General features: G+C 72.2%; 18 protein-coding genes. 11 read left to right on the top strand and 7 right to left on the bottom strand.

Features of this window, described 5'->3' with window-relative positions; genetic code table 11:
- The first annotated feature begins 79 nt into the window (after window positions 1-79).
- Both IEZ31_RS23840 and IEZ31_RS23835 read left to right on the top strand, forming a co-directional pair.
- A complete protein-coding gene (locus IEZ31_RS23840; protein ID WP_190252163.1) occupies window positions 80-1261 on the top strand; it encodes an acyl-CoA dehydrogenase family protein in 1182 nt (393 codons plus the stop codon).
- Entirely contained in the window at window positions 1261-2019 is a 759-nt protein-coding gene (locus IEZ31_RS23835; protein WP_190252162.1) for an SDR family NAD(P)-dependent oxidoreductase, read from the top strand. The genes IEZ31_RS23840 and IEZ31_RS23835 overlap by 1 nt, the downstream gene beginning before the upstream one ends.
- Here IEZ31_RS23835 and IEZ31_RS23830 read toward each other — a convergent pair.
- The 4 genes from IEZ31_RS23830 to IEZ31_RS23815 are packed head-to-tail and all read right to left on the bottom strand — an operon-like array spanning window position 1979 to window position 5698.
- Window positions 1979-2572, bottom strand: coding sequence for a TetR/AcrR family transcriptional regulator (locus IEZ31_RS23830; RefSeq protein ID WP_190252161.1), 594 nt, complete (start codon window positions 2570-2572; stop codon window positions 1979-1981). The two genes, IEZ31_RS23835 and IEZ31_RS23830, sit on opposite strands and share 41 nt — an antisense overlap.
- Window positions 2573-2589: 17 nt before the next feature.
- Window positions 2590-3360, bottom strand: coding sequence for an SDR family NAD(P)-dependent oxidoreductase (locus tag IEZ31_RS23825; RefSeq protein ID WP_190252160.1), 771 nt, complete (start codon window positions 3358-3360; stop codon window positions 2590-2592).
- A complete protein-coding gene (locus tag IEZ31_RS23820) occupies window positions 3357-4937 on the bottom strand; it encodes an AMP-binding protein (RefSeq protein WP_229835782.1) in 1581 nt (526 codons plus the stop codon). Before IEZ31_RS23820 ends, IEZ31_RS23825 begins: the two co-directional genes overlap by 4 nt.
- Window positions 4934-5698, bottom strand: coding sequence for an enoyl-CoA hydratase/isomerase family protein (locus tag IEZ31_RS23815; protein ID WP_229835781.1), 765 nt, complete (start codon window positions 5696-5698; stop codon window positions 4934-4936). The genes IEZ31_RS23820 and IEZ31_RS23815 overlap by 4 nt, the downstream gene beginning before the upstream one ends.
- A 269-nt stretch (window positions 5699-5967) precedes the next feature.
- On the opposite strand from IEZ31_RS23815, the gene IEZ31_RS23810 reads away from it, so the two are divergent.
- The 6 genes from IEZ31_RS23810 to IEZ31_RS23785 are packed head-to-tail and all read left to right on the top strand — an operon-like array spanning window position 5968 to window position 12612.
- A complete protein-coding gene (locus IEZ31_RS23810; RefSeq protein WP_190252159.1) occupies window positions 5968-6849 on the top strand; it encodes a branched-chain amino acid ABC transporter permease in 882 nt (293 codons plus the stop codon).
- Window positions 6846-8594 carry a branched-chain amino acid ABC transporter ATP-binding protein/permease gene (locus tag IEZ31_RS23805; protein ID WP_190252158.1) on the top strand — a complete coding sequence of 583 codons (1749 nt, stop codon included), beginning with the start codon at window positions 6846-6848 and terminating at the stop codon, window positions 8592-8594. Before IEZ31_RS23810 ends, IEZ31_RS23805 begins: the two co-directional genes overlap by 4 nt.
- Complete coding sequence (locus IEZ31_RS23800; protein ID WP_190252157.1) at window positions 8591-9277, top strand: ABC transporter ATP-binding protein; 687 nt, start codon at window positions 8591-8593, stop codon at window positions 9275-9277. The genes IEZ31_RS23805 and IEZ31_RS23800 overlap by 4 nt, the downstream gene beginning before the upstream one ends.
- Before the next feature lie 20 nt (window positions 9278-9297).
- Entirely contained in the window at window positions 9298-10512 is a 1215-nt protein-coding gene (locus tag IEZ31_RS23795) for an ABC transporter substrate-binding protein (protein ID WP_190252156.1), read from the top strand.
- Window positions 10509-11666: an acyl-CoA dehydrogenase family protein gene (locus IEZ31_RS23790; RefSeq protein WP_190252155.1), complete on the top strand. Its 1158-nt coding sequence runs from the start codon at window positions 10509-10511 to the stop codon at window positions 11664-11666. Before IEZ31_RS23795 ends, IEZ31_RS23790 begins: the two co-directional genes overlap by 4 nt.
- Window positions 11656-12612 carry an acyl-CoA dehydrogenase family protein gene (locus tag IEZ31_RS23785; RefSeq protein WP_190252154.1) on the top strand — a complete coding sequence of 319 codons (957 nt, stop codon included), beginning with the start codon at window positions 11656-11658 and terminating at the stop codon, window positions 12610-12612. Before IEZ31_RS23790 ends, IEZ31_RS23785 begins: the two co-directional genes overlap by 11 nt.
- Window positions 12613-12638: 26 nt before the next feature.
- Here the strand turns inward: IEZ31_RS23785 and IEZ31_RS23780 are convergent, their stop codons facing one another.
- Window positions 12639-12851: a DUF397 domain-containing protein gene (locus IEZ31_RS23780; protein ID WP_190252153.1), complete on the bottom strand. Its 213-nt coding sequence runs from the start codon at window positions 12849-12851 to the stop codon at window positions 12639-12641.
- On the opposite strand from IEZ31_RS23780, the gene IEZ31_RS23775 reads away from it, so the two are divergent.
- Window positions 12850-15168 carry a tetratricopeptide repeat protein gene (locus IEZ31_RS23775; protein ID WP_373294673.1) on the top strand — a complete coding sequence of 773 codons (2319 nt, stop codon included), beginning with the start codon at window positions 12850-12852 and terminating at the stop codon, window positions 15166-15168. The two genes, IEZ31_RS23780 and IEZ31_RS23775, sit on opposite strands and share 2 nt — an antisense overlap.
- A complete protein-coding gene (locus IEZ31_RS23770) occupies window positions 15165-16412 on the top strand; it encodes a cytochrome P450 (RefSeq protein ID WP_190252151.1) in 1248 nt (415 codons plus the stop codon). Before IEZ31_RS23775 ends, IEZ31_RS23770 begins: the two co-directional genes overlap by 4 nt.
- Here the strand turns inward: IEZ31_RS23770 and IEZ31_RS23765 are convergent.
- On the bottom strand, window positions 16345-17133 hold the full coding sequence (locus IEZ31_RS23765) for an SAM-dependent methyltransferase (protein ID WP_190252150.1): 789 nt from the start codon (window positions 17131-17133) through the stop codon (window positions 16345-16347). The two genes, IEZ31_RS23770 and IEZ31_RS23765, sit on opposite strands and share 68 nt — an antisense overlap.
- Window positions 17134-17290: 157 nt before the next feature.
- Here IEZ31_RS23765 and IEZ31_RS23760 point away from each other — a divergent pair, with 157 nt between their 5' ends.
- The gene (locus tag IEZ31_RS23760) at window positions 17291-17482 is read left to right on the top strand and encodes a hypothetical protein (protein ID WP_190252149.1); all 192 of its coding nucleotides are present in this window, start codon (window positions 17291-17293) and stop codon (window positions 17480-17482) included.
- A 63-nt stretch (window positions 17483-17545) separates the two neighbouring features.
- Here IEZ31_RS23760 and IEZ31_RS23755 read toward each other — a convergent pair whose 3' ends face one another.
- Window positions 17546-18865: an outer membrane protein assembly factor BamB family protein gene (locus IEZ31_RS23755; RefSeq protein ID WP_190252148.1), complete on the bottom strand. Its 1320-nt coding sequence runs from the start codon at window positions 18863-18865 to the stop codon at window positions 17546-17548.
- Window positions 18866-18875: the final 10 nt, after the last annotated feature.

Below are 18875 nucleotides of genomic sequence, written 5' to 3'. Positions count from 1 at the left end.
TCGCCCGGGGCTGATGACGGGAGAGTACTGGAACTGATACTTTAGTACTCAGTCCAGTACGCATGTCAGGGGTTTGGCCATGCCCGCGTCACGTCTGCTGCCCACGGCCGAGGGTGTCGAGCTCGTCCGGCTCGTGAGGGACATCGCCGCCAAGGAGCTCGACCCGCGCGTCGACCAGGCCGAGGCCGAGGGAGCGTTCCCACGCGACGTCTTCCGCACGCTCGGCGCCGCCGGGCTGCTCAGCCTGCCGTATCCAGAAGAGCACGGCGGGGGCGGCCTGGGGTACGAAACGTATCTCCAGGCCCTCGAAGAGATCGGCTCGGTGTGGGCGAGCGTGGGCGTCGGGGTCAGCGTGCACGTCCTGTCGTGCTTCGGGCTGGCCCAGTTCGGCACCGACGAGCAGCGCCGCGAGTGGCTGCCCGCGATGCTCGGCGGGGAGCTGCTCGGCGCCTACTGCCTGAGCGAACCGCACGCCGGCTCCGACCCGGCCGCCATGACCACCCGCGCGGTGCGCGACGGCGGCGACTACGTGCTCACCGGGGCCAAGGCGTGGACCACCCACGGCGGGCACGCCGACTTCTACCAGGTGATGGCCCGCACCTCGGCCGACCGCAAGGGCATCTCCTGCTTCCTGGTCCCGGCCGACACGCCGGGGCTGGTCGTCGACCCGCCCGAGCGCAAGATGGGCCTCATGGGGTCGGCCACCGCCACCGTGCGGTTCGACGGCGCACGGATCCCGGCACACCGGCTGCTCGGCGAGGAGGGCCAGGGGCTGCGGATCGCGCTGAGCGCGCTCGACGCCGGCCGGCTCGGCATCGCCGCCGTCGCCACCGGGCTCGCCCAGGGTGCGCTCGACCGGTCCCTGGACTACGCGCACCAGCGGGAGACGTTCGGCCGGCCGATCGTGGAGCACCAGGGCGTGGCGTTCATGCTCGCCGACATGGAGGCCGCCGTGCAGTCGGCCCGGGCGATGCTGCTGCACGCGGCGCGGCTCAAGGACCAGGGCCTGCCGTTCTCGAAGGAGGCGGCGGTCGCCAAGCTGGTCGCGACCGACAACGCAATGCGGGTGACCACCGACGCCGTGCAGATCTTCGGCGGCTACGGTTACACCCGGGACTTCCCGTTGGAGCGCTACATGCGCGAGGCGAAGGTCATGCAGATCTTCGAGGGAACGAACCAGATCCAGCGGGTGGTCATCAGCCGGGCGCTCAGCGCGGCGGCGGGCCGCCCACCGGCGCTCGTCGAAAGGAAGCACGTCTGATGCACATCGGCAACACCGCGGCCATCGTGACCGGCGGAGGGTCGGGGCTCGGCGCGGCCACCGCCGCCGCCCTCGCCAAGGCCGGCGCCTCCGTTTACGCCCTGGACCTGGCCGGCGCGATCGAGACCGCGCCCGAGGTCGCGGGCGTGACCTACGTCCCGGCGGACGTCACCGACCCCGAGCAGGTGCGCGCGGCGGTCGCCACGGCGGCCGGCGGCGACGCCCCGCTGCGAATCGTGGTCAACTGCGCCGGGATCGGGCCGTCGGCGCGCATCCTGGGCAAGTCCGGGCTGCACGACCTCGCGCTGTACGCGAAGGTGGTGCAGATCAACCTCGTCGGCACGTTCAACGTGCTGGCCCTGGCCGCCGAGGCGATCGCCAGGACCGAGGCCGACGGCGACGGGCAGCGGGGTGTGATCGTCAACACGGCGTCGGTGGCGGCGTTCGAGGGCCAGGTGGGCCAGGCCGCGTATTCGTCGTCGAAGGGCGGCGTGGTCGGGCTGAACCTGCCGGCGGCGCGCGACCTCGCGCAGTACGGCATCCGGGTGAACACCATCGCGCCCGGCATCGTCGACACGCCGATGCTCGCCACGGTCTCGGAGGAGTTCCGGGCCGGGCTGGCGGCCGGGGTGCCGTTCCCGAAGCGCCTGGCGCGGCCGGACGAGTATGCGCAGCTGGTGCTGGCGATCGTCGGCCACGACTACATCAACGGCGAGGTCATCCGGATGGACGGCGCGCTGCGGATGGCGCCGCGGTAAGGCTGCCGAGGACCAGGTCGGCCAGCTGACGGTAGGCCTCGGCCGCGTCCAGCCCCGTGCCGGCCTGGATCTCGCCGCGCTGGATCGCGCCCATCACCTGGGCGGCGGCGGCCCCGACGAACGAGGCGTCGACCGGGCGCAGCTCGCCCGCGTCGACGCCCTCGACGACCAGGCGCTGCACCCGGCGCGCCGCGAAGCGGGTGTTCTCCTGGTAGATGTCGTTGCCCGGGCCGAAGCCGGCCAGGTCGGCGAAGAACTCGGCGGACACCGGCTGCAGCTCGGCGGCGACCGCGTCCAGGTAGACGGCGAGGCGGTCGCGCGGCCCGCCGGCGGCGGACACGCGGGCCTCGATGCGCTCGGCCGCGCCCCGGAAGTACGACCGGACCACGGCCAGCACGATCTGCTCCTTGCTCGGTGCGACCGCATAGAGCGTGGTCCGCGAGCAGCGCAGGTGGTCGGTCAGGTCACCGATGCTGAACGCCGCGAACCCCTTGGCCAGGAACAGGTCCCGGAGCTGGTCGAGGAGCTCGGCGCGGCGCGCTGGTGATGCCATCCTCGCAGCGTAGGCGATCACCGCAGCAGCGCGGCGATCGTCCCCGCGTCGCGGGCCGCCCCGAGCCGCCGCGGCCCCTCCGGGCCGTACACGCTCAGCTCGCTGCCGTCGTATCGCACGATCCGCCCGGTGACGCCGCGCGTGGCGTCGCTGAGCAGGGCGACCACGACCGGCGCCACGTCCTCGGGCGGCCCGAGGACGGGCCGGTCCGGCCGCGCGTCCACGGCCGCCATGTCGGTGAGCGCGAGCGGCGAGACGGCGTTGACCCGGATGCCGTGCGGCGCCCCGTCGAGCGCCCAGCCGGCGGTCATCGCGGCGACGGCTCCCTTCGAGGCGCCGTACGCGCTCATGCCGGGGATGCCGAACCGGGCGCCGGACACGACGGTGACGATCGACCCGCCGGCGCCCTGCCGCACCATCGCACGCATGGCGTGGGTGGCGCAGAACTGGGTGCCGAGCACGTTGACCTCGGCGATCCGGCGCAGGTCGGCCTCGCCGAGGTCCCACGGGGCGGCGAGCCGGGTGACGCCGGCGTTCGCGATCAGGCCGTGGATCCCGTGGTACCGCCGGCAGGCGGTCGCAACGAGCCGCTCCGCGACCGACCAGTCGCCGACCGACCCCGGCTCGGCGACGCCGCCGACCTCGGCCGCCACCGCCGCGGCCGCCTCCGCGTCGACGTCGTTGACCACCACACGGGCGCCCGCCGCCGCGCAGGCGAACGCGTACGCGCGGCCGAGCCCGTGCCCAGCGCCGGTGACGACGACGGTCTTTCCCCGGAGCAGGGTCATCGCTCGAACAGCGCCACGACGGCCGCCTTGTCGATCTTGCCGGTGGCGTTCGTCGGCAGGGCCGGCACCACGCGGAACAGCTCGGGCTGCTTGCGCTTGGCGAGGCCCTGGCCGGTGACCGCCCGGCCCAGCTCTTCCAGGGTCCAGTCGGTGCGGTGCGAGACGACGACGGCGCCGATGCGCTCGTCGAGCCGGCCGCCCGGCACCGCCACCACCGCCGCGACGTCGATGTCCGGATGGGTCTCGAGGGCCCGCTCGATCTCCCGCGTGCTGAACTTCTCACCGCCGCGGTTGATGATGTCCTTGAGCCGGCCCTGCACCCGCACCTGCCCGTCGGCGGCGAGCGAGCCCAGGTCACCGGTGCGCAGCCAGCCGCCCGGCGCGAACGCCCGCTCGTCGAGCTCGGCGCGGACGTAGCCGAGCATCTGCTCCGGCGCGCGCAGCAGCAGCTCCCCCACCTCGCCGGGCGCGACGTCCCGGTCGCCGTCGACCACCCGGACCTCGACGCCGGGCGCGGGCCGGCCGTCGGTCTCGGCGCGGTGGTCGAGCGGGTCGAGCTCGTTGGCGGTGGTGGCGGTGGGCAGCTCGGTCATGCCCCAGATGCGGTACGCGGCGATGCCGAGGTCCTGCGCGGCCCGGACGAGGGCGGGCGGGACGGCGGCGCCGCCGCAGCAGTACTGCACCAGCGGCGAGCGGTCCCGCCCCTGTTCCTGGTAGGCGGCCAGCAGCTCGCGCAGGAACGGCGTCGCGCCCGCCATGTAGGTGGCGCCGGTCCGGTCGACCAGGTCGACGCACGCCCCGGCGTCCCAGCGCTCCATGAGCACGGCGGCGGCGCCGATCCGGGCCGGGATCATGAACCCCTGCAGCAGCCCGGTGATGTGGGTCATCGGCGAGGCCATCACCATGCGGTCGCGGAACGTCAGGCCCCACTCCGCGATCGTCGTGCGCAGCTCGTGCTGGAGGCCGGCGACCGAGTGCAGGACGCCCTTGGGTTCGGACTCGGTACCGCTGGTGAACAGCACCAGGCACGCCTCCCCCGGCGCCGACGGCTGCACGCCGGCCGGGATCGCTCCGGTGCCGGCCGCGAAGGCGTCCCGCCAGCCCGCGGCGGTCCCGGCGGTGAGCAGCCGGGCCGCCGGCTCGTGACCGACGGCGCGCAGCGCCTCGCCGAACACGTCGGGATTGTCGCGGCGCGGGTCGGAGCCGTCCACGATCACGGCGGCCGGACGCATCTGGCCCAGCACGGCGGCGATCTCCCGCGGCCCGTACAGCGGCACGATCGGGCTGCTCAGCGCCCCGATCCGCCACAGCGCCGCGGCGACGGCCACGGCGTCGGGGCCGGTCGGCAGCGACCAGCAGACGGCGTCGCCCGGGCGGACCCCGGCGTCGAGCAGGGTCCGGGCGACGGCGGCCGACCGGGCGGCGAGCGCGCCGAACGTGGTCTCGCCGGCGGCCGTGATGACGGCCGGCCGGTCGGGCCAGGCGGCCGCACGAAGTTCGAGAAGGTGCCCGATGCGCTCGTCGGTGTGGTGTCCGGCGGCCCGCCAGCCGGCGAGCACGCCCGCCGGCGGCCTCACGACGCCGTCCAGGACGGGTCGCGCTTGGCCAGGAACGCGGCCGGGCCCTCGGTGGCGTCGGGGTGGGCGCGGTGCCGCTGGATCAGCTCCCAGCCGAGGTCGAGGTCGGTGGCGATGAGCCGGTCCTCGAAGGTGCGCAGCACCCGCCGGCTCAGCCGCACCGCCTCCGGGGAGTTGGCGCCGACGGCGGCGGCGAGCTGCATGGCGCGGTCGAGCAGGGCGTCGGGGGCGACCACCTCGGAGACGAGGCCGGCCCGCTCGGCGGCCTCGGCGCCGAGCACCTCGTGCCGGCCGAGCAGCACCATGCGGCGCAGGACGTCGGCGCGCATCCGCAGGCGCAGCTGGAGCGGTTCGAGGGCGGAGACCTGGCCGACGCTCACGTGCGGGTCGACGAAGCGGGCGGCGGTCGAGGCGACGCAGATGTCGGCGTCGGCGACGAAGTGCAGGCCACCGCCGGCGCAGGCGCCGTTGACGGCGACGATGACCGGCAGCTCGACCCGCGGGCCGGGCATGAAGTCCAGCTCGTCGGCGGCGGTGTCGCCGACCTTGGTGCGCGGCTGCGCGAGCATGCCGGCGTCGGCCCCGGCGCAGAACGCCTTGCCGGCGCCGGTGAGCACGATCGCCCGGAGGCCGCGGCTGCGGGCCACGCGGTCCCACAGGCCGGCGAGGGCGTCCATGAGCTCGTCGTCGAGGGCGTTGGCCCGGTCCGGCCGGTTGAGCGTCACGACGAGCGTCCGCCCGACGACGGTGCTCAGCAGCACGCCGGCGTCCGCCTCCAGCTCCGGCCAGGCGGGCGTGGAACTGACGTTGGTCGATCTACCCTCATGTCGATCATCGGACGCGAGGGTAGATCGACCAACGTCCGTCCCGAACCGGCGCTCGACATCCGCCACCAGGGCCCACCTCTCCTCGACAAGGACCAGAGCGGTCCTGAGCAGGCAACCTACCCGCTTGACCGCGTCGTGCAAATCATATATATCTTTTACACCACCCGGGAAGAGCCACACCCCTGCGCCGGGAGATTTCACTCATGCATCAGTTCTTCCAGTCCGTCCTCGTGCCAGGCCTGGCCGACGGCGCGATCTACGGCTTGGTCGCGGTCGCGTTCGCCACCCTGTTCTCCACCACCGGAGTGATCAACTTCGCCCACGGGCAGCTGGTCATGCTCATGCCGATGGCGATCCTGGTCGCGGTCGGCGCCGGCCTGCCGGCCTGGCTCGCCTACGTCGCCGCGCTCGTCGTGCTCATCGCGGTCGCGCTGACCGTCGAGTGGGCCGCGGTCCGGCCGTTCGTGCAGTCCGGCCAGTCGGTCTCCTGGCTGCTGTCCACCCTGGGCGTCAGCGTCGTGCTCGCCGAGGTCCTCGCCGTGCCCTACGGCGGCGAGGCCCGCAACTTCAAGCACGGCATCAGCGCCCACCGGTTCGACCTGATCGGCGGGCTGCGGATCGCCCCGGCCGAGCTGGCCGCGGTCGCCGCGCTGTTCGTCGTGGCGGGCCTGCTCGCCGCCTTCTACCGGCGCACGCGCATCGGCCTGGAGCTGCGCGCGATCGCCGACGACCTGGACGGCGCCGAGGCGATCGGCATCTCCCGGGCCCGCGCCTCGCAGCTGGCGATGGTGCTGTCGGCCCTGGTCGCCGCGGTGACCGGGGTGCTGGTCGCCTCGACCCAGCCGGTCACGCCGTCGCTCGGCCTGTCCTACACGTTCTACGGCTTCGTCGCGACCGCGATGGGCGGCATGGGCAGCATCGGCGGGGCCCTCGTCGGGGGTCTGGTGGTGGGGGTGGCGACCCAGGCCGCCGGCGTCTACGTCGGCAGCCTGGTCGTCAACGTCGCCGTCTTCCTGCTGCTGCTCGCCGTGTACCTGGTCCGCCCGCACGGCTTCTTCGGCGCCGCCCCGGTGCGTGCCGTATGAGAGCGACCATCCAGAAACTGCGGCAGCTGCCGGCGAGCCTGCAGGGACTCCTGCTCACCGCCGTCGCGCTGCTGGTGCTGCTCGCCTCGGGCCCGCAGTCGTACAACGGCTACGTCATCCAGCTCATCTGTGTGTACGCCGTCGCCGCGCTCGGCCTGAACATCACCACCGGCTTCGCGGGCGCGCTGTCGCTCGGCCAGGGCGCCGCGTTCGCGCTCGGCGCCTACGTCACGGCCGTCCTCGCGGGCACCTACGAGTGGCCGTTCTGGCTCGCGCTGCTGCTCGGCGCGGTGAGCGGCCTCGTCGCCGGCGCGGCCACCGGCTTCCCGGCCGGCCGGCTGGGCGTCATCGGCCTCGCCATGATCTCGCTCGGCCTGGTGCTCGTCGTCAACGACATGCTCATCCAGTTCCGCGGCGTCACCGGCGGCATGTTCGGCATCTCCGGCATCGACGCGAGGCTGTGGTTCAAGAGCGATCCGGTCGACTCGCTGTGGGTCGTGCCGGCGGCGATCGCGGTCGTGACGGGCCTGTGCTTCTGGCTGCACAGCCGCTACCGGCTGTCCCGGCTCGGGCAGGCCACGGTGGCGGTGCGCGACGAGCCGATCGGCGCCTCCGCGCTCGGCGTGTCCGGCTACCTGACGAAGGTCGCCGCGTTCGCCGCCGGGTCGGCGTTCGCGGCGCTCGGCGGCGGGCTGTTCGCCTACCTCTCGGCGTACATCTCCCCCGACGCCTTCTCGCCCAACCTCTCGATCCTGTTCCTGGTCATGGTGGTGCTGGGCGGCAGCGGCTCGCGCCTGGGCCCGCTGGCGGGCGCGCTGATCCTGGTGCTCGTCCCGCTCCAGCTCGACGAGTACCCGCACGTCAACACGATCGTCTACGGCCTGCTGCTCATCGTGCTCATGCGGCTGCGCCCGCGGGGCCTGTTCAGCCGGTCGGCGGCCCCGGCGCCGAAGGCGCTGCAGCACGTCACCGACGCCCCGGCCGTGCCGGTGCCGGCCCGCGAATCCGGCGAACCGGTGCTCACGGCGCACGACGTCAAGCGCAGCTTCGGCGGCGTCTACGCCCTCAACGGCGTCTCGTTCACCGTGCACCGCGGCGAGATCGTCGGGCTCATCGGGCCCAACGGCTCCGGCAAGACGACCATGCTCAACGTCGTCTGCGGCCTCTACCCGCCGACCAGTGGGCGGGTGGTCCTGCAGGACACCGACCTCAGCGGCCTGAGCCCCGAGGCGATCGCCCGGCGCGGCGTCGCCCGCACGTTCCAGACCCCGAAGACGTTCCCCGGCATGAGCATCGAGGAGCACCTGGCCCTCGCCGCCCCGGCCGGGGAGCCCGATCCCGAGCTGCTCGCGGCCTGCCGGCAGGCGGTCCGCCGGCTGCTCGAGCTCGGCGGCCTCGACCCGGCCGACCGGGCGGCGATGACCCGGGAGAGCCGGGCCATGAGCCACGGCCAGCTGCGGTTCCTGGAGGCGGCCACGGCGATCAGCGGCTGCCCGCGGGTGCTGCTGCTCGACGAGCCGGCCGCCGGGCTGTCGGCGAGCGAGATCGAGGGCTTCGAGCGGGTCGTCGCCGACGTCGCCGCGGCCGGAGTCGCGGTCGTGGTGGTCGAGCACCACCTCGACATGATCGGCCGCCTGGTCGACCGGGTGGTGGTGCTGGACCTCGGCACCGTCCTGTGGGAGGGGCCACCCGCCGAGCTGCACGACGTGGACAGCGTCCGCGCCGCCTACATGGGGGTCCGATGACGCTCACAGTCACTGAGCTCCGCGTCCGCTACGGGGGCGTCACCGCCGTCGACGGGCTCTCCCTCACCGTCGAGCCCGGCCAGTGCGTGGCGCTGCTCGGCGCGAACGGCGCCGGGAAGACCTCGACCCTGCGCGGCATCGGCGGCCTGGAGCCGTCGACCGGCGGCATCCAGCTCGGCGGCAAGCGGCTCGACGGCACCCCGGCGAGCCGCCGGGCCCGGGCCGGCCTCGGCCACGTGCTGGAGAACCGGCACGTGTTCAAGAGCCTGACCGTCGCCGAGAACCTCAAGGTCGCCGCGGGCCGGGCGAGCGAGCCGAGCCCGGTCGACCCGCTCGGGCTGCTGCCCGAGCTGCGGGACCTGCTGCACCGCAAGGCCGGCGGGCTCAGCGGCGGCCAGCAGCAGATGCTCGCCATCGCCCGGGCCGTCGCCGGGGCACCCCAGGCGATCATGCTCGACGAGCCGACCAACGGCCTCGCCCCGAAGCTCGTCGACCGCACCGTCGGCATCCTCGCCGACCTGCGGGACGCCGGCTTCGCCATCCTCCTGGTCGAGCAGCGCCTCGAAGTGGCGCAACAGCTCGACGCCGACGTCGTCGTCCTGCGCCACGGCCGGGCCGAACGCCGGCTGCGCGGCACCGACCCCGAACTCCCCGACGTGCTGCACACCGCGTACCTGTCTTGACATAGAAGGGACACCCCTCCATGAAGCGAAGAGTGCTGTTAGCCGCGGTCTGCTCCGCCTCCCTCGTCCTCGCCGCGTGCGGCGACGACAAGGGCGGGGACTCCGGCGGTACCGGCGGATCCACCACGATCACGATCGGCTTCGTCGGCGCCCTGACCGGCTCGCTCGCCCCCAGCGGCCAGGTCGCCCTCGTCGGCCTGCAGGCCGGCGCCGAGTACGTGCAGGCCAAGTACCCCGGCACGAAGATCGAGATCAAGCAGAAGGACACCAAGGGCGAGCCGACCGCCGCCGTCGCGGCGACCCGCGAGCTGGTGCAGGACAAGGTGAGCGCGATCTGGTTCACCACCGAGGCGTTCCCGCCGGTGCAGGACTTCCTGAACTCGGCCAAGGTGCCCGGCGCGACGGCCGGCGGCATCGGCGCGGTGCTCAACGACGTCGGCGACTCGAAGCGGTACAAGTACGCGTTCAGCACCGGCGCCGGCACCTCCGGCGACACCTCGGTCGAGCCGCTGCTGTCCTACGCCGCCTCGGCCGGCGACACGGTCGCCATGCTCGACGACTCGTCGGCGTTCGGCACCTCGCAGTCGGAGCGCACGCTGTCGATCGCGAAGAGCAAGTTCCCGAACGTGAAGATCGTCAAGGAGAGCTTCCCCAGCACCGCGACCGACGTGACCGCGCAGCTGACCAAGCTCAAGGACTCGGGCGCGAAGTCGCTCATCGTCTGGTCCTACGGCGCGCCGCTCGTCGCCACCATGAACAGCCTCGGCAAGCTGGGCTGGAACCCGCAGATGTCCGGCGTGCTCGGCATCGGCGACCCGTCGGTGTCCGAGCTGATCCCGGCCGGGATGAAGACGACTCTGGCCGCCGGCCCGATCGCCAAGACGTTCGTGTCGTCCACCGAGGGCGCGGAGCCGACCGGCATGGCCGCCGAGTTCGTGAAGCTGTACCTCAAGGCGAAGAACAAGGACACGTTCAACGCCCTCGACACCGTCGGCGCGATGTCCTTCGACTGGGCGCTGCTGGTCGTGCAGGCGTCGCAGCAGGCGAAGTCGACCGACCCCGACGAGATCAAGAAGGCGCTCGTCGGCCAGAGCACCTTCGAGGGCGCCAACGGCAAGTACGTCTTCGGCCCGGACAAGCGCATCGGCATCGACGCCGACCAGCTGGGCGTGTTCGTGCCGGCCAAGCCGTGCACGAAGGGCATGTGCGTCGAAGCCTCCATCGGCGCCAAATGAGCGTCGATCTCCGGCTCGGCCCGCAGGCGGACCAGCTCCGGGTCCGCCTGCGGGCGATGCTCGCCGAGCTGCTGCCCGGGGACTGGACGACGTCGTTCGCCACCGACCCGGCCGTGCAGGCCGTGGTCGCCGGCATCACCGAACGCCTCGCCGCCGAGGGCCTGCTCACGCTGAGCTGGCCGAAGGAGTACGGCGGCGCCGAGGCCGACGTCTGGCAGCAGACGGTCCTGCGCGAGGAGATGTGGGCGCACTTCGAGCCGCGCGGCCCGCAGTACATGGGGCTCAACTGGGTCGGCCCGGTCATCATGGAGGTCGGTACGCCGGACCAGAAGGCGCGCCACCTGCCCGGCATCTCGGCCGGGCGGGCGGTGTGGTGCCAGGGGTTCAGCGAGCCCGGGGCCGGCTCCGACCTCGGCTCGCTGCGGCTCGCCGCCCGGCCGGACGGCGACGAATGGGTCCTCAACGGCCAGAAGATCTGGACGTCGTACGCGGGACTGGCCCAGTGGTGCTTCCTGGCCGCCCGCACCGGCTCGGCGGCCGCCAAGCACGAGGGCATCACGATCTTCCTGGTGCCGATGGACTCCCCCGGCATCACCGTCGTGCCGATCGACTCGATGCTCGGCGAGCAGCACCTCAACGAGGTCTTCTTCGACGACGTGCGGGTCGGCGCCGACGCGGTGCTCGGCGGGGTCGGCGGCGGCTGGGACGTGATCCGGCTGGTGCTCAAGCACGAGCGGATCGGGATCCCGCGGTACGCGCGGGACGAGCGCCTGCTGGCCGACCTGGCCGCGCACCCCGGGCTGGCGGCGACCGGCGCCCGGCACGCGTTCGTCCGCGCGCTCGTGCACGCCCGGGTCGCCCGCCTGCTGAGCTACCGGGCGGTGGCGCAGCGCGAGGCCGGGCGGCTCACCGACCGCGAGGCCTCCATCGCCCGGCTCGCCTCCATCCAGCTCGACCAGGAGGTCGGCCGGCTCGCCCTGGACGTCTCGGGCCCCGACGCGCTGGTGCCCGACCCGTCCGCGCCGGGCCTGCTCGGGCACGTCGAGGACGTGTTCCGCTACGCCCGCTCGGCGACGATCGCGTCCGGCACGATCGAGGTCCAGCGCATGCTCGTCGCCCGTTCCGCACTGCAGGAGGATGGCCATGCGTCGTGACTGGCCGGCGACCGCGGTCGACTACCAGTCGACCGTGACCAAGGCGCTGCTGGGGCTCGGCGGGGTCGACCTCGCCCGCTCATGCGAGGCCGATCCTGGTCGCCGCGCCGGGGTGGTGCGGCCCGCGCTCGACCAGCTCGGGCTGCTCGACCTCGATCCGTGGGGCGACGAAGAGGAGTCCGCGGCCGTCGTCCTCGGGGTTCGCGCGGCCGGCGCGGTCGTGCTCCCCTGGCCGGTCGTGCACACGCTGGCGGTACCGCCGGATTCCCGTCCGGTCGTGGACGGCCTGTTCCTGACGGCCGGCCCGGCGGCGCGGCTCGACCACGCCGACCTGTTCACGTCGGCGGTCGCGGCGTCGCTCGTCACGGACACCGTCTTCCGCGTGTCGCCCGGTTCCCCGCGCCCGGCCCCCCTCGACCCGTTCGCCTCGTCCGTGACCCTCGACCACGTAGCGGCCTCGATCGACGTACGGTCATCGACCGCGATGCACCTCGTCCTCGACGCGTTCTGGGTGACCGGCGCCCTGTCCACGGCCGCGTCCCTGGCGGTGTCCCACGCCCGCGACCGCGAGCAGTTCGGCCGCCCGATCGGCAAGTTCGGCGAGATCCGCTGGCGGCTGGCCGACACCCTGGTCGCGGTCGACGGCCTGGCCGAGCTGGCCCTGCACGCCTGGTGGCTGCTGCGCCACGACGCGGCGGGCACGGCCGACCTGCTGGCGCTCCGGTTGCAGATGCTGGAGTCCGCGGAGGTGGTCCTGTCCAACGCCCACCAGATCCTGGGAGCGATGGGCCTGTGCGACGAACACGACGTCTCGGTGATCGACCGCCACCTCCAGCCGGTCCTGCACCGCCCGTCGGGCCTTCTGGCGACCACGGACCTGCTGGCGCAGGCGGTGGCCGCCGACGGCTTCGCCGCGACGTACCCGGTCCCCGCCCTCGACACGTAACGGGCGGCGTTGCCACCAATCGCGGATCAACGGGTCGTGTCGGCGTCTTCCGTCGACGCGACCAGGTGGATGAACGCCGCCCAGTCGAGCGTTGCGAACCGCAACGTTCCGTCGTCGGGTGACCGGGCGTCGCGGACCTCAACCGCACCATCGACGAATCGGACCTCCACACAGGCGGAGTGAGCGCACCTGGTGCTTCGGAACCAGTCCGATTCGCTGCGGTGGCCGAAAGCGTCCATGGTTCCTCCTGGGAGCGCTTGCCCTCGGTACGTCCATGCGCCGTGCTATCGTATCGAAACTCTACGTAGGGCAGTAAGGCCAAGTTCGAGTTCCTCAACCAGCAGTCGACTGGGACAAGGGCGAGCGATGACCGCTGATCGCGTTCCGGCACAGCAACAGCCTGGATCCGCGCCCGACAGGGGCACCTACGTCGCCAGCGTTGAGACATCGGCGGCACCTCCACTGGGTCGCCGTGACCCGTCCCGGCCACTGCGCGGCCGAGACGGCCTGGTCGACGAGCTCAAACGAGCCTTGACATCACACGATCGCGAACAGCCGCGAGTGCACGTTCTGCACGGGCTCGGAGGGTGCGGCAAGACGTCGATCGCCCTTGAGGTCGCGCACCACGCGATCGACACTGTCGTTCCCACATGGTGGGTGACAGCCGCCGATCACGGAAGCCTGGTCGCCGGTATGCACGCGGTCGCGCGCCGCCTCGGTGCCGACACCCGGGAATTGGAGCACGGCGATGCGCCGGACGTACTGTGGCGGCTACTGAACAACCTGAGAATGCCGTGGCTGCTCGTCCTGGACAACGCTGACGACCCCGGTCCGCTCGCAGGAGCATCGAGACGACTGGACGACGGCATCGGATGGCTACGTCCAGTGGCCGGCGCGTACGGGCTCGTCGTCGTCACCACTCGTGACGGCCGCCCCGGCACTTGGGCAACGTGGTGCACCTGCCGTCTCGTCGACGTCCTCGAACCGGCCGACGCGACCGCGGTACTGCTCGACAACACGGGCGGCCGGGCGGGCAACGCGGTGGACGCCGCCATGTTGGCCGAACGCCTGGGAAATCTGCCACTCGCGTTGCGGCACGCCGGGGCGTATCTGGCCGAGACAACCACCACACCTTGGCCCGACGCCGACGCGATCACAACATTTGCCGGATATCACGCGGCCCTCGATGCGGGCCGGCTCCCGTCGAATCACCCGGATACCGCGACGGACGTCGTCGAGCACACCTGGCGACTCTCCCTCGATCTGCTCGACCGACGTGGGATAACGGAGGCGCCTGGCCTGCTGCGGCTGTTGTCGAGCTTCGCCGACTCGCCGACGCCATACCAGATCCTGTTGGATCCGACGGTACTTGCCCGATCATCGATATTTGCGGACGTTTCCGGTGCGCGGCTCTGGGACGCGATCCGGGCACTGGCCGGCCTCGGCCTCGCCCACCTCACCGGGCATCCGGGCAGGGAGCGCCTCGAGACCGATGTACCAGTCATTCGCCTCCATCCGATGCTTCACGAACTGCATCGGCCGGGCCGACTGGAACCTGCTTCCCGCGACGAATACCAGGATCTTCGGCTGCAGCTGCTCCTTCATGCCATCCGTCTCGTGGAAGGTCCCGAAGACCCTACCGGCTGGCCGGAATGGGGCCGCGTAGCCCCGCACGCCTTGCATGCCCTTCGCGAATATGCGGCCGTCCAGCCGCCACGTCCGGCGATGGCCGAGCACTGCGCCGTCGCCACGATCGCCACTCGCTACCTCAAGGCGCGAGGGCTCTACGAGGTAGCCGAGCTCCACTATCAGGAAATCCTCGCCGCAGCCATCCCGATCGCCGGCGACACCCACCCGGAAGTTCTCGAAACGAGACACTACCTGGCCATGCTTCGCCACGACCGGGGGCACTACGCTGATTCGGCCGCCGAGTTCCGGGCCGTTTACGCCGCACGCCGGCAGGTGCTCGGTGAGCACCACCCTGACACCTTGGCCACCCGCCTTCAGGTCGCCGATGCCCTGAGTCACGAGCAACGTCTGGAAGAAGCCGAGCAGGAATGCAGAGCCGTCCTTCGGCTCCGCAGCGACACACTGGGACCGGATCACGCGGACACCCTGCACAGCCGGCACCAACTGGCATATCTGCTCCGCGACCAGGGCTTGTACGCGCAGGCAGCGACCGAGTATCGAGGGGTACTCGAGGCGCAGACCCGAGTGCTCGGCGCGGACGATCCCCGCGCCATCATGGTTCGGGATCAGCTCGCTCATGTCCTGTACCAGCTGGGCGACCACGCCTCGGCAGAGCGGGAGGCTCGGGCCGTCTACGAGTACAGGATCGTTGTGCTTGGCGACGCCCACCCCGACACGCTGCTGACCCGTCGGACGATTGCCGACGTTCTCCGCGCTCGCGGTGACCACGAGGACGCCGCGCGGATGTACGCGGAGATCCTCAGCAGGCAGCGCGAGGTACTCGGCGACGATCACCCTTGGATGGACCTCGTCCGCCAATCGGCAGCCGAAAATGAAGCCCAGCGCCTTGGACAGGAATCGTCGTGAGTCCTCCTCACGCGGCAGACCGACGCCGCCCGCACCTCGTCCCTGCCGACCTCGAAAGCCGCCCAGATCCGTATCCGTTCTTCAGGCAGCTGCGCGAGACCGGGCGGCTCCAGCCCGTTGTCGTCGCCGGCGGGCTGGAGGCGTCGCTCGTCACCCGGCACGAGGATGTCGTCACCGGGCTCCTGACCAGAGGACTGAGTCGTGATCCGCGGAACGCGAGGGACGCCTTCGCCGCGACCGATGGCTACGCCGACGGACGTGAGCACATTTTCGAGCGGACGCTCTTCTCGTCGGATCCGCCGGCGCACACGGTGTCGCGGCGACTGGTCGCAGGAGCGTTCGCGGCGAGGAATATCGACCTGCTCCGGCCGAAGGTGCGGGCAACCGCCGAGGATCTGCTTGATCGGCTGGCGACGCGCCCAGAGATCGACGTGATGAGCGACTACGCCGTCCCGCTGGCCGTGGCCGCGATCGGCGACCTGCTCGGCATTCCGGCAAGCGACCGCTCAATGGTCAGCCGCTGGCAACGAGACCTCGACGTGCCGCCGGTCGATTCGCGTTCCGCGGCGGTCGCGTTCGAGGCGAGCACCGCGATAGGTGCCTACCTGCAGGACCTGATGCGGTACCGGCGCGGCTATCCCGTGAACGACCTGCTTTCGGAGCTGGCCGCGGTGGGGAGAGACAAAAGCCTCCGCGGCGACGTCATGGCGGGCGCTCAAACGTTGCTCGTCGTCGGTCACACCGCAACGGCGAGCCTCATCGCCACGAGCATCGTCCACCTCGTTGCCCGGCCGTCCGGGCTCCACTCGGTCGGAACCAGCCCGCCACGCACCGCGCAGTTCATCGAGGAGGTGCTGCGGTACGACGCCCCAGTCCTGCTCGGTCCGTTCCGCTACGCGACAGCGGACCTTCAGCTGGCCGGATCCCGTGTGCCGAGCGGCGGCGTGGTGATCCTGTGCATTGCATCGGCGAACCGGGACCCTGTGAGATTCGGCGATCCGGACTCGTTTCGGCCGGACCGCCGCCCGAACGGACATTTGACGTTCGGGCGTGGGGTCCACGCGTGTCTCGGCAGCTCTCTCGCCAGGATGATCGCGCAGACGGCCGTTGGGGCCCTGGCCACCCGCTTCCCCGAGGCCCGCCTCCGCGGAGAGCCTTCTGCGCTACGGTGGCGGTTCAGCCAGGTCCGCTGCCTGGAAGCGGTGCCGCTGATCCTGGTCCCGGCAGGCGCGCCACGGCCATGACTCGCCTCAAACGGGGCATCTCCGGCAGCGCGGCGCGCGCCTCCTCCTGATACATGCGAACTGCCGGGTCGCCGTCGGCGGGCACCGCAAGCACCGCCTCCAGCACGGCGCGGCGCCGTTCCTCCAGGTCGGGACGTTCGTGCACGACGACGTCAAACCCTGCCGCCGAGAGGGCCGCCGCGACGTCCAGCCGGGCCAGCATCGCTGGGACCTCCGGGTCACCAGATTGCCGAGCCTCCCACGTGGTCAACACGAGCCGACCGCCCGGCGACAGAATGCGCGCGAACTCCCTCCCGGCGACGTACGGATTGCCGGCGAACTGAAAGGCATCGATTGAGACCACAGCATCGGCGATCCCGTCGGGCAGTCCGGTGGCGTCGAGCTCACCGACACGGAAGTCAGCCCGGCCGGCCAGTGCGAAACGCGGTGCCCGGGAACGTGCCTGCGCGACCGCGACCGCGGAGACGTCGACGCCGATCAGATTCGTGTCGGTTCGGCGGGCCAGCCACATCCCGGGTCCGCCCCGACCACACCCGACATCGACCAGAACCTCACCAGCGACGAGGTCGGCCGCGCGAGCCACATCATGCAGAAGGTCGGTCGTCACGAACGAGAACGGCTGGACCTCCGCGGGGAGTAAGGGATCAAGGACGCTACTCACCAGGCCCGCGAGTCGTTCCGAAGCCGCGAACTGCCGGTAGAGCTCGTCGAAATCAATCATCCAGCACTCCCCCGCCAGCCGATCGACATGGCTCCATTACATCAGTGCGAGGTCATGATCGGCCCCGCCGGTCCTCGTGACATCCGCACGGCGAAGGTCCGGAACGCGGATGGCGGGCGGCGTTGCGCGGCGGGGGCGGGGGCGGGATGCTGGCGGCATGCGATGGGTGTACATCGGGGTCGGGGTGCTGCTCATCCTCTTCGGCGGGGTCTGGACGCTGCAGGGGCTCGACGTGCTCGGTGGCAGTGCCATGAGCGGGGTCACGGTGTGGGCCGTCGTCGGGCCGGTCGTCGCCCTCGTCGGCATCGTGTCGGTCGTGATCGGACTGCGACGGTCGCGCGTGGACTAGCGCGGTGTCCGGGAGCGTCGCGCACCGCACACAGCGGCGGCCACGCGCCGCTGTGTGCGCACGTCAGGGCAGGTGCCACACCGACAGCGCGCCGTCGGCGACGCAGGCGAGCATGCCCGCGTTCTGGACGCAGCTGAGGTCCCGGTTTGCGGCCGTCGCCCGGCCGAAGAGGGTGGGCCGCCCGGTGCCGAGGTTGACCACGGCGAGCACGGCGCCGCCACCGTCCTCGCGCCACACGACGACGCGGCTGCCCTCCAGCAGCATGGTGAGGCGCCAGCCGGTGATCTCCCACAGCTTCCGGCCGGTGCGGGCGTCGACGGCGGCGATCGGCTGCTCGGCGTTCGGGGCCGAACCGAAGCCGAAGTTCGTGACCAGCACCGTGCGGCCGTCGTCGGCGAAGGCGCCGTTGTAGCCGTCGAGGTGCCAGCGCCGCTCGCCGGTGCGCGGGTCGAGGGCGGCCAGGCCGGTGTCGTCGCGCAGGCAGTACATGGTGTCCGTGCACGGATACGGCACGCTGTCGTCGTCCGCGGCCGCCCAGCGCCACAGCAGCCGGCCGGTCTCCACGTCGTAGACGTCGGTGCCGACCTTGCCGGCGGTGACCACCATCACCTCGTGGTCGCTCATGGAGTACCACGAGACCGTCCCGGACCAGGCGAGCTGTCGCGTCCCGATGAGCGCGGCCGTCGCGAGGTCGCGGGTCTCCAGGCGTCCGTCCGGGTTCAGCACCCACAGGCCGTCGTCGCGGGCGTAGGCGACGGCCCCCGAGGGCGGCTCGAACGTCCAGACCGTCTCGCCGGTGCGCTCGTCGATCGCAAGATACCGGCGCTGGATCAGGCCGGGTAGCTGGACCGGCGCGAGCGTGCCGCCGTCGGTGACGATGTACGTGGGGAGCTGGGGCGAGCCGTCGGGCAGGTCCTCGGAAACGAGCAGCCGCCCGGCCCGCCCGCTGAGCGAGAGCCGCGGGCGTTCCCACAGCTGGTTGCCGGTCGCGGCGTCGAACACGGTGACCGGGCCGGAGCCGTCGTCGCTCATCCGGGCCACGACCCGCTCGTTCAGGAACGCCAGGCGCTGGCCGACCGCGAGCGGCAGCGACCACAGCACGCGACCGTCGCGGAGCCGTCGCACCTCGGCCAGCGTGCCCGGCGCGTCGGGCCGGTACCGCGACACGAGGATCCGCCCGCCGGACGACTGCAGGTCGAGAATCCGCACGTCGTCGACCCGGTACACCGGCTCCATGCCCACCCGCGCGGCCCCGCCGGCCAGCACCGCGGCCGACACGAGGCCCACGACGACAGCCGCGACCCACCGCCGCCCGCGCCGGCGCGGCGGCACGACGGGCTCGGGGGGATCCCACGGCACCGAGAGGTCAAGCTCGATCACCACGCGCACAGCC

The organism is Dactylosporangium sucinum (genome assembly GCF_014647515.1).
Taxonomy (GTDB): domain Bacteria; phylum Actinomycetota; class Actinomycetes; order Mycobacteriales; family Micromonosporaceae; genus Dactylosporangium; species Dactylosporangium sucinum.
The sequence above is the reverse complement of the archived record's forward strand: the minus strand, read 5'-3'. Positions and strand labels throughout refer to the sequence as shown.

Excerpts from the sequence above, each read along its gene's own strand:
- IEZ31_RS23840 (WP_190252163.1), top strand. The coding sequence starts at position 80 with ATGCCCGCGTCACGTCTGCTGCCCACGGCCGAGGGTGTCGAGCTCGTC.
- IEZ31_RS23835 (WP_190252162.1), top strand. The coding sequence starts at position 1,261 with ATGCACATCGGCAACACCGCGGCCATCGTGACCGGCGGAGGGTCGGGG.
- IEZ31_RS23830 (WP_190252161.1), bottom strand. The coding sequence starts at position 2,572 with ATGGCATCACCAGCGCGCCGCGCCGAGCTCCTCGACCAGCTCCGGGAC.
- IEZ31_RS23825 (WP_190252160.1), bottom strand. The coding sequence starts at position 3,360 with ATGACCCTGCTCCGGGGAAAGACCGTCGTCGTCACCGGCGCTGGGCAC.
- IEZ31_RS23810 (WP_190252159.1), top strand. The coding sequence starts at position 5,968 with ATGCATCAGTTCTTCCAGTCCGTCCTCGTGCCAGGCCTGGCCGACGGC.
- IEZ31_RS23805 (WP_190252158.1), top strand. The coding sequence starts at position 6,846 with ATGAGAGCGACCATCCAGAAACTGCGGCAGCTGCCGGCGAGCCTGCAG.
- IEZ31_RS23800 (WP_190252157.1), top strand. The coding sequence starts at position 8,591 with ATGACGCTCACAGTCACTGAGCTCCGCGTCCGCTACGGGGGCGTCACC.
- IEZ31_RS23795 (WP_190252156.1), top strand. The coding sequence starts at position 9,298 with ATGAAGCGAAGAGTGCTGTTAGCCGCGGTCTGCTCCGCCTCCCTCGTC.
- IEZ31_RS23790 (WP_190252155.1), top strand. The coding sequence starts at position 10,509 with ATGAGCGTCGATCTCCGGCTCGGCCCGCAGGCGGACCAGCTCCGGGTC.
- IEZ31_RS23785 (WP_190252154.1), top strand. The coding sequence starts at position 11,656 with ATGCGTCGTGACTGGCCGGCGACCGCGGTCGACTACCAGTCGACCGTG.
- IEZ31_RS23775 (WP_373294673.1), top strand. The coding sequence starts at position 12,850 with ATGGTTCCTCCTGGGAGCGCTTGCCCTCGGTACGTCCATGCGCCGTGC.
- IEZ31_RS23780 (WP_190252153.1), bottom strand. The coding sequence starts at position 12,851 with ATGGACGCTTTCGGCCACCGCAGCGAATCGGACTGGTTCCGAAGCACC.
- IEZ31_RS23765 (WP_190252150.1), bottom strand. The coding sequence starts at position 17,133 with ATGATTGATTTCGACGAGCTCTACCGGCAGTTCGCGGCTTCGGAACGA.
- IEZ31_RS23760 (WP_190252149.1), top strand. The coding sequence starts at position 17,291 with ATGCGATGGGTGTACATCGGGGTCGGGGTGCTGCTCATCCTCTTCGGC.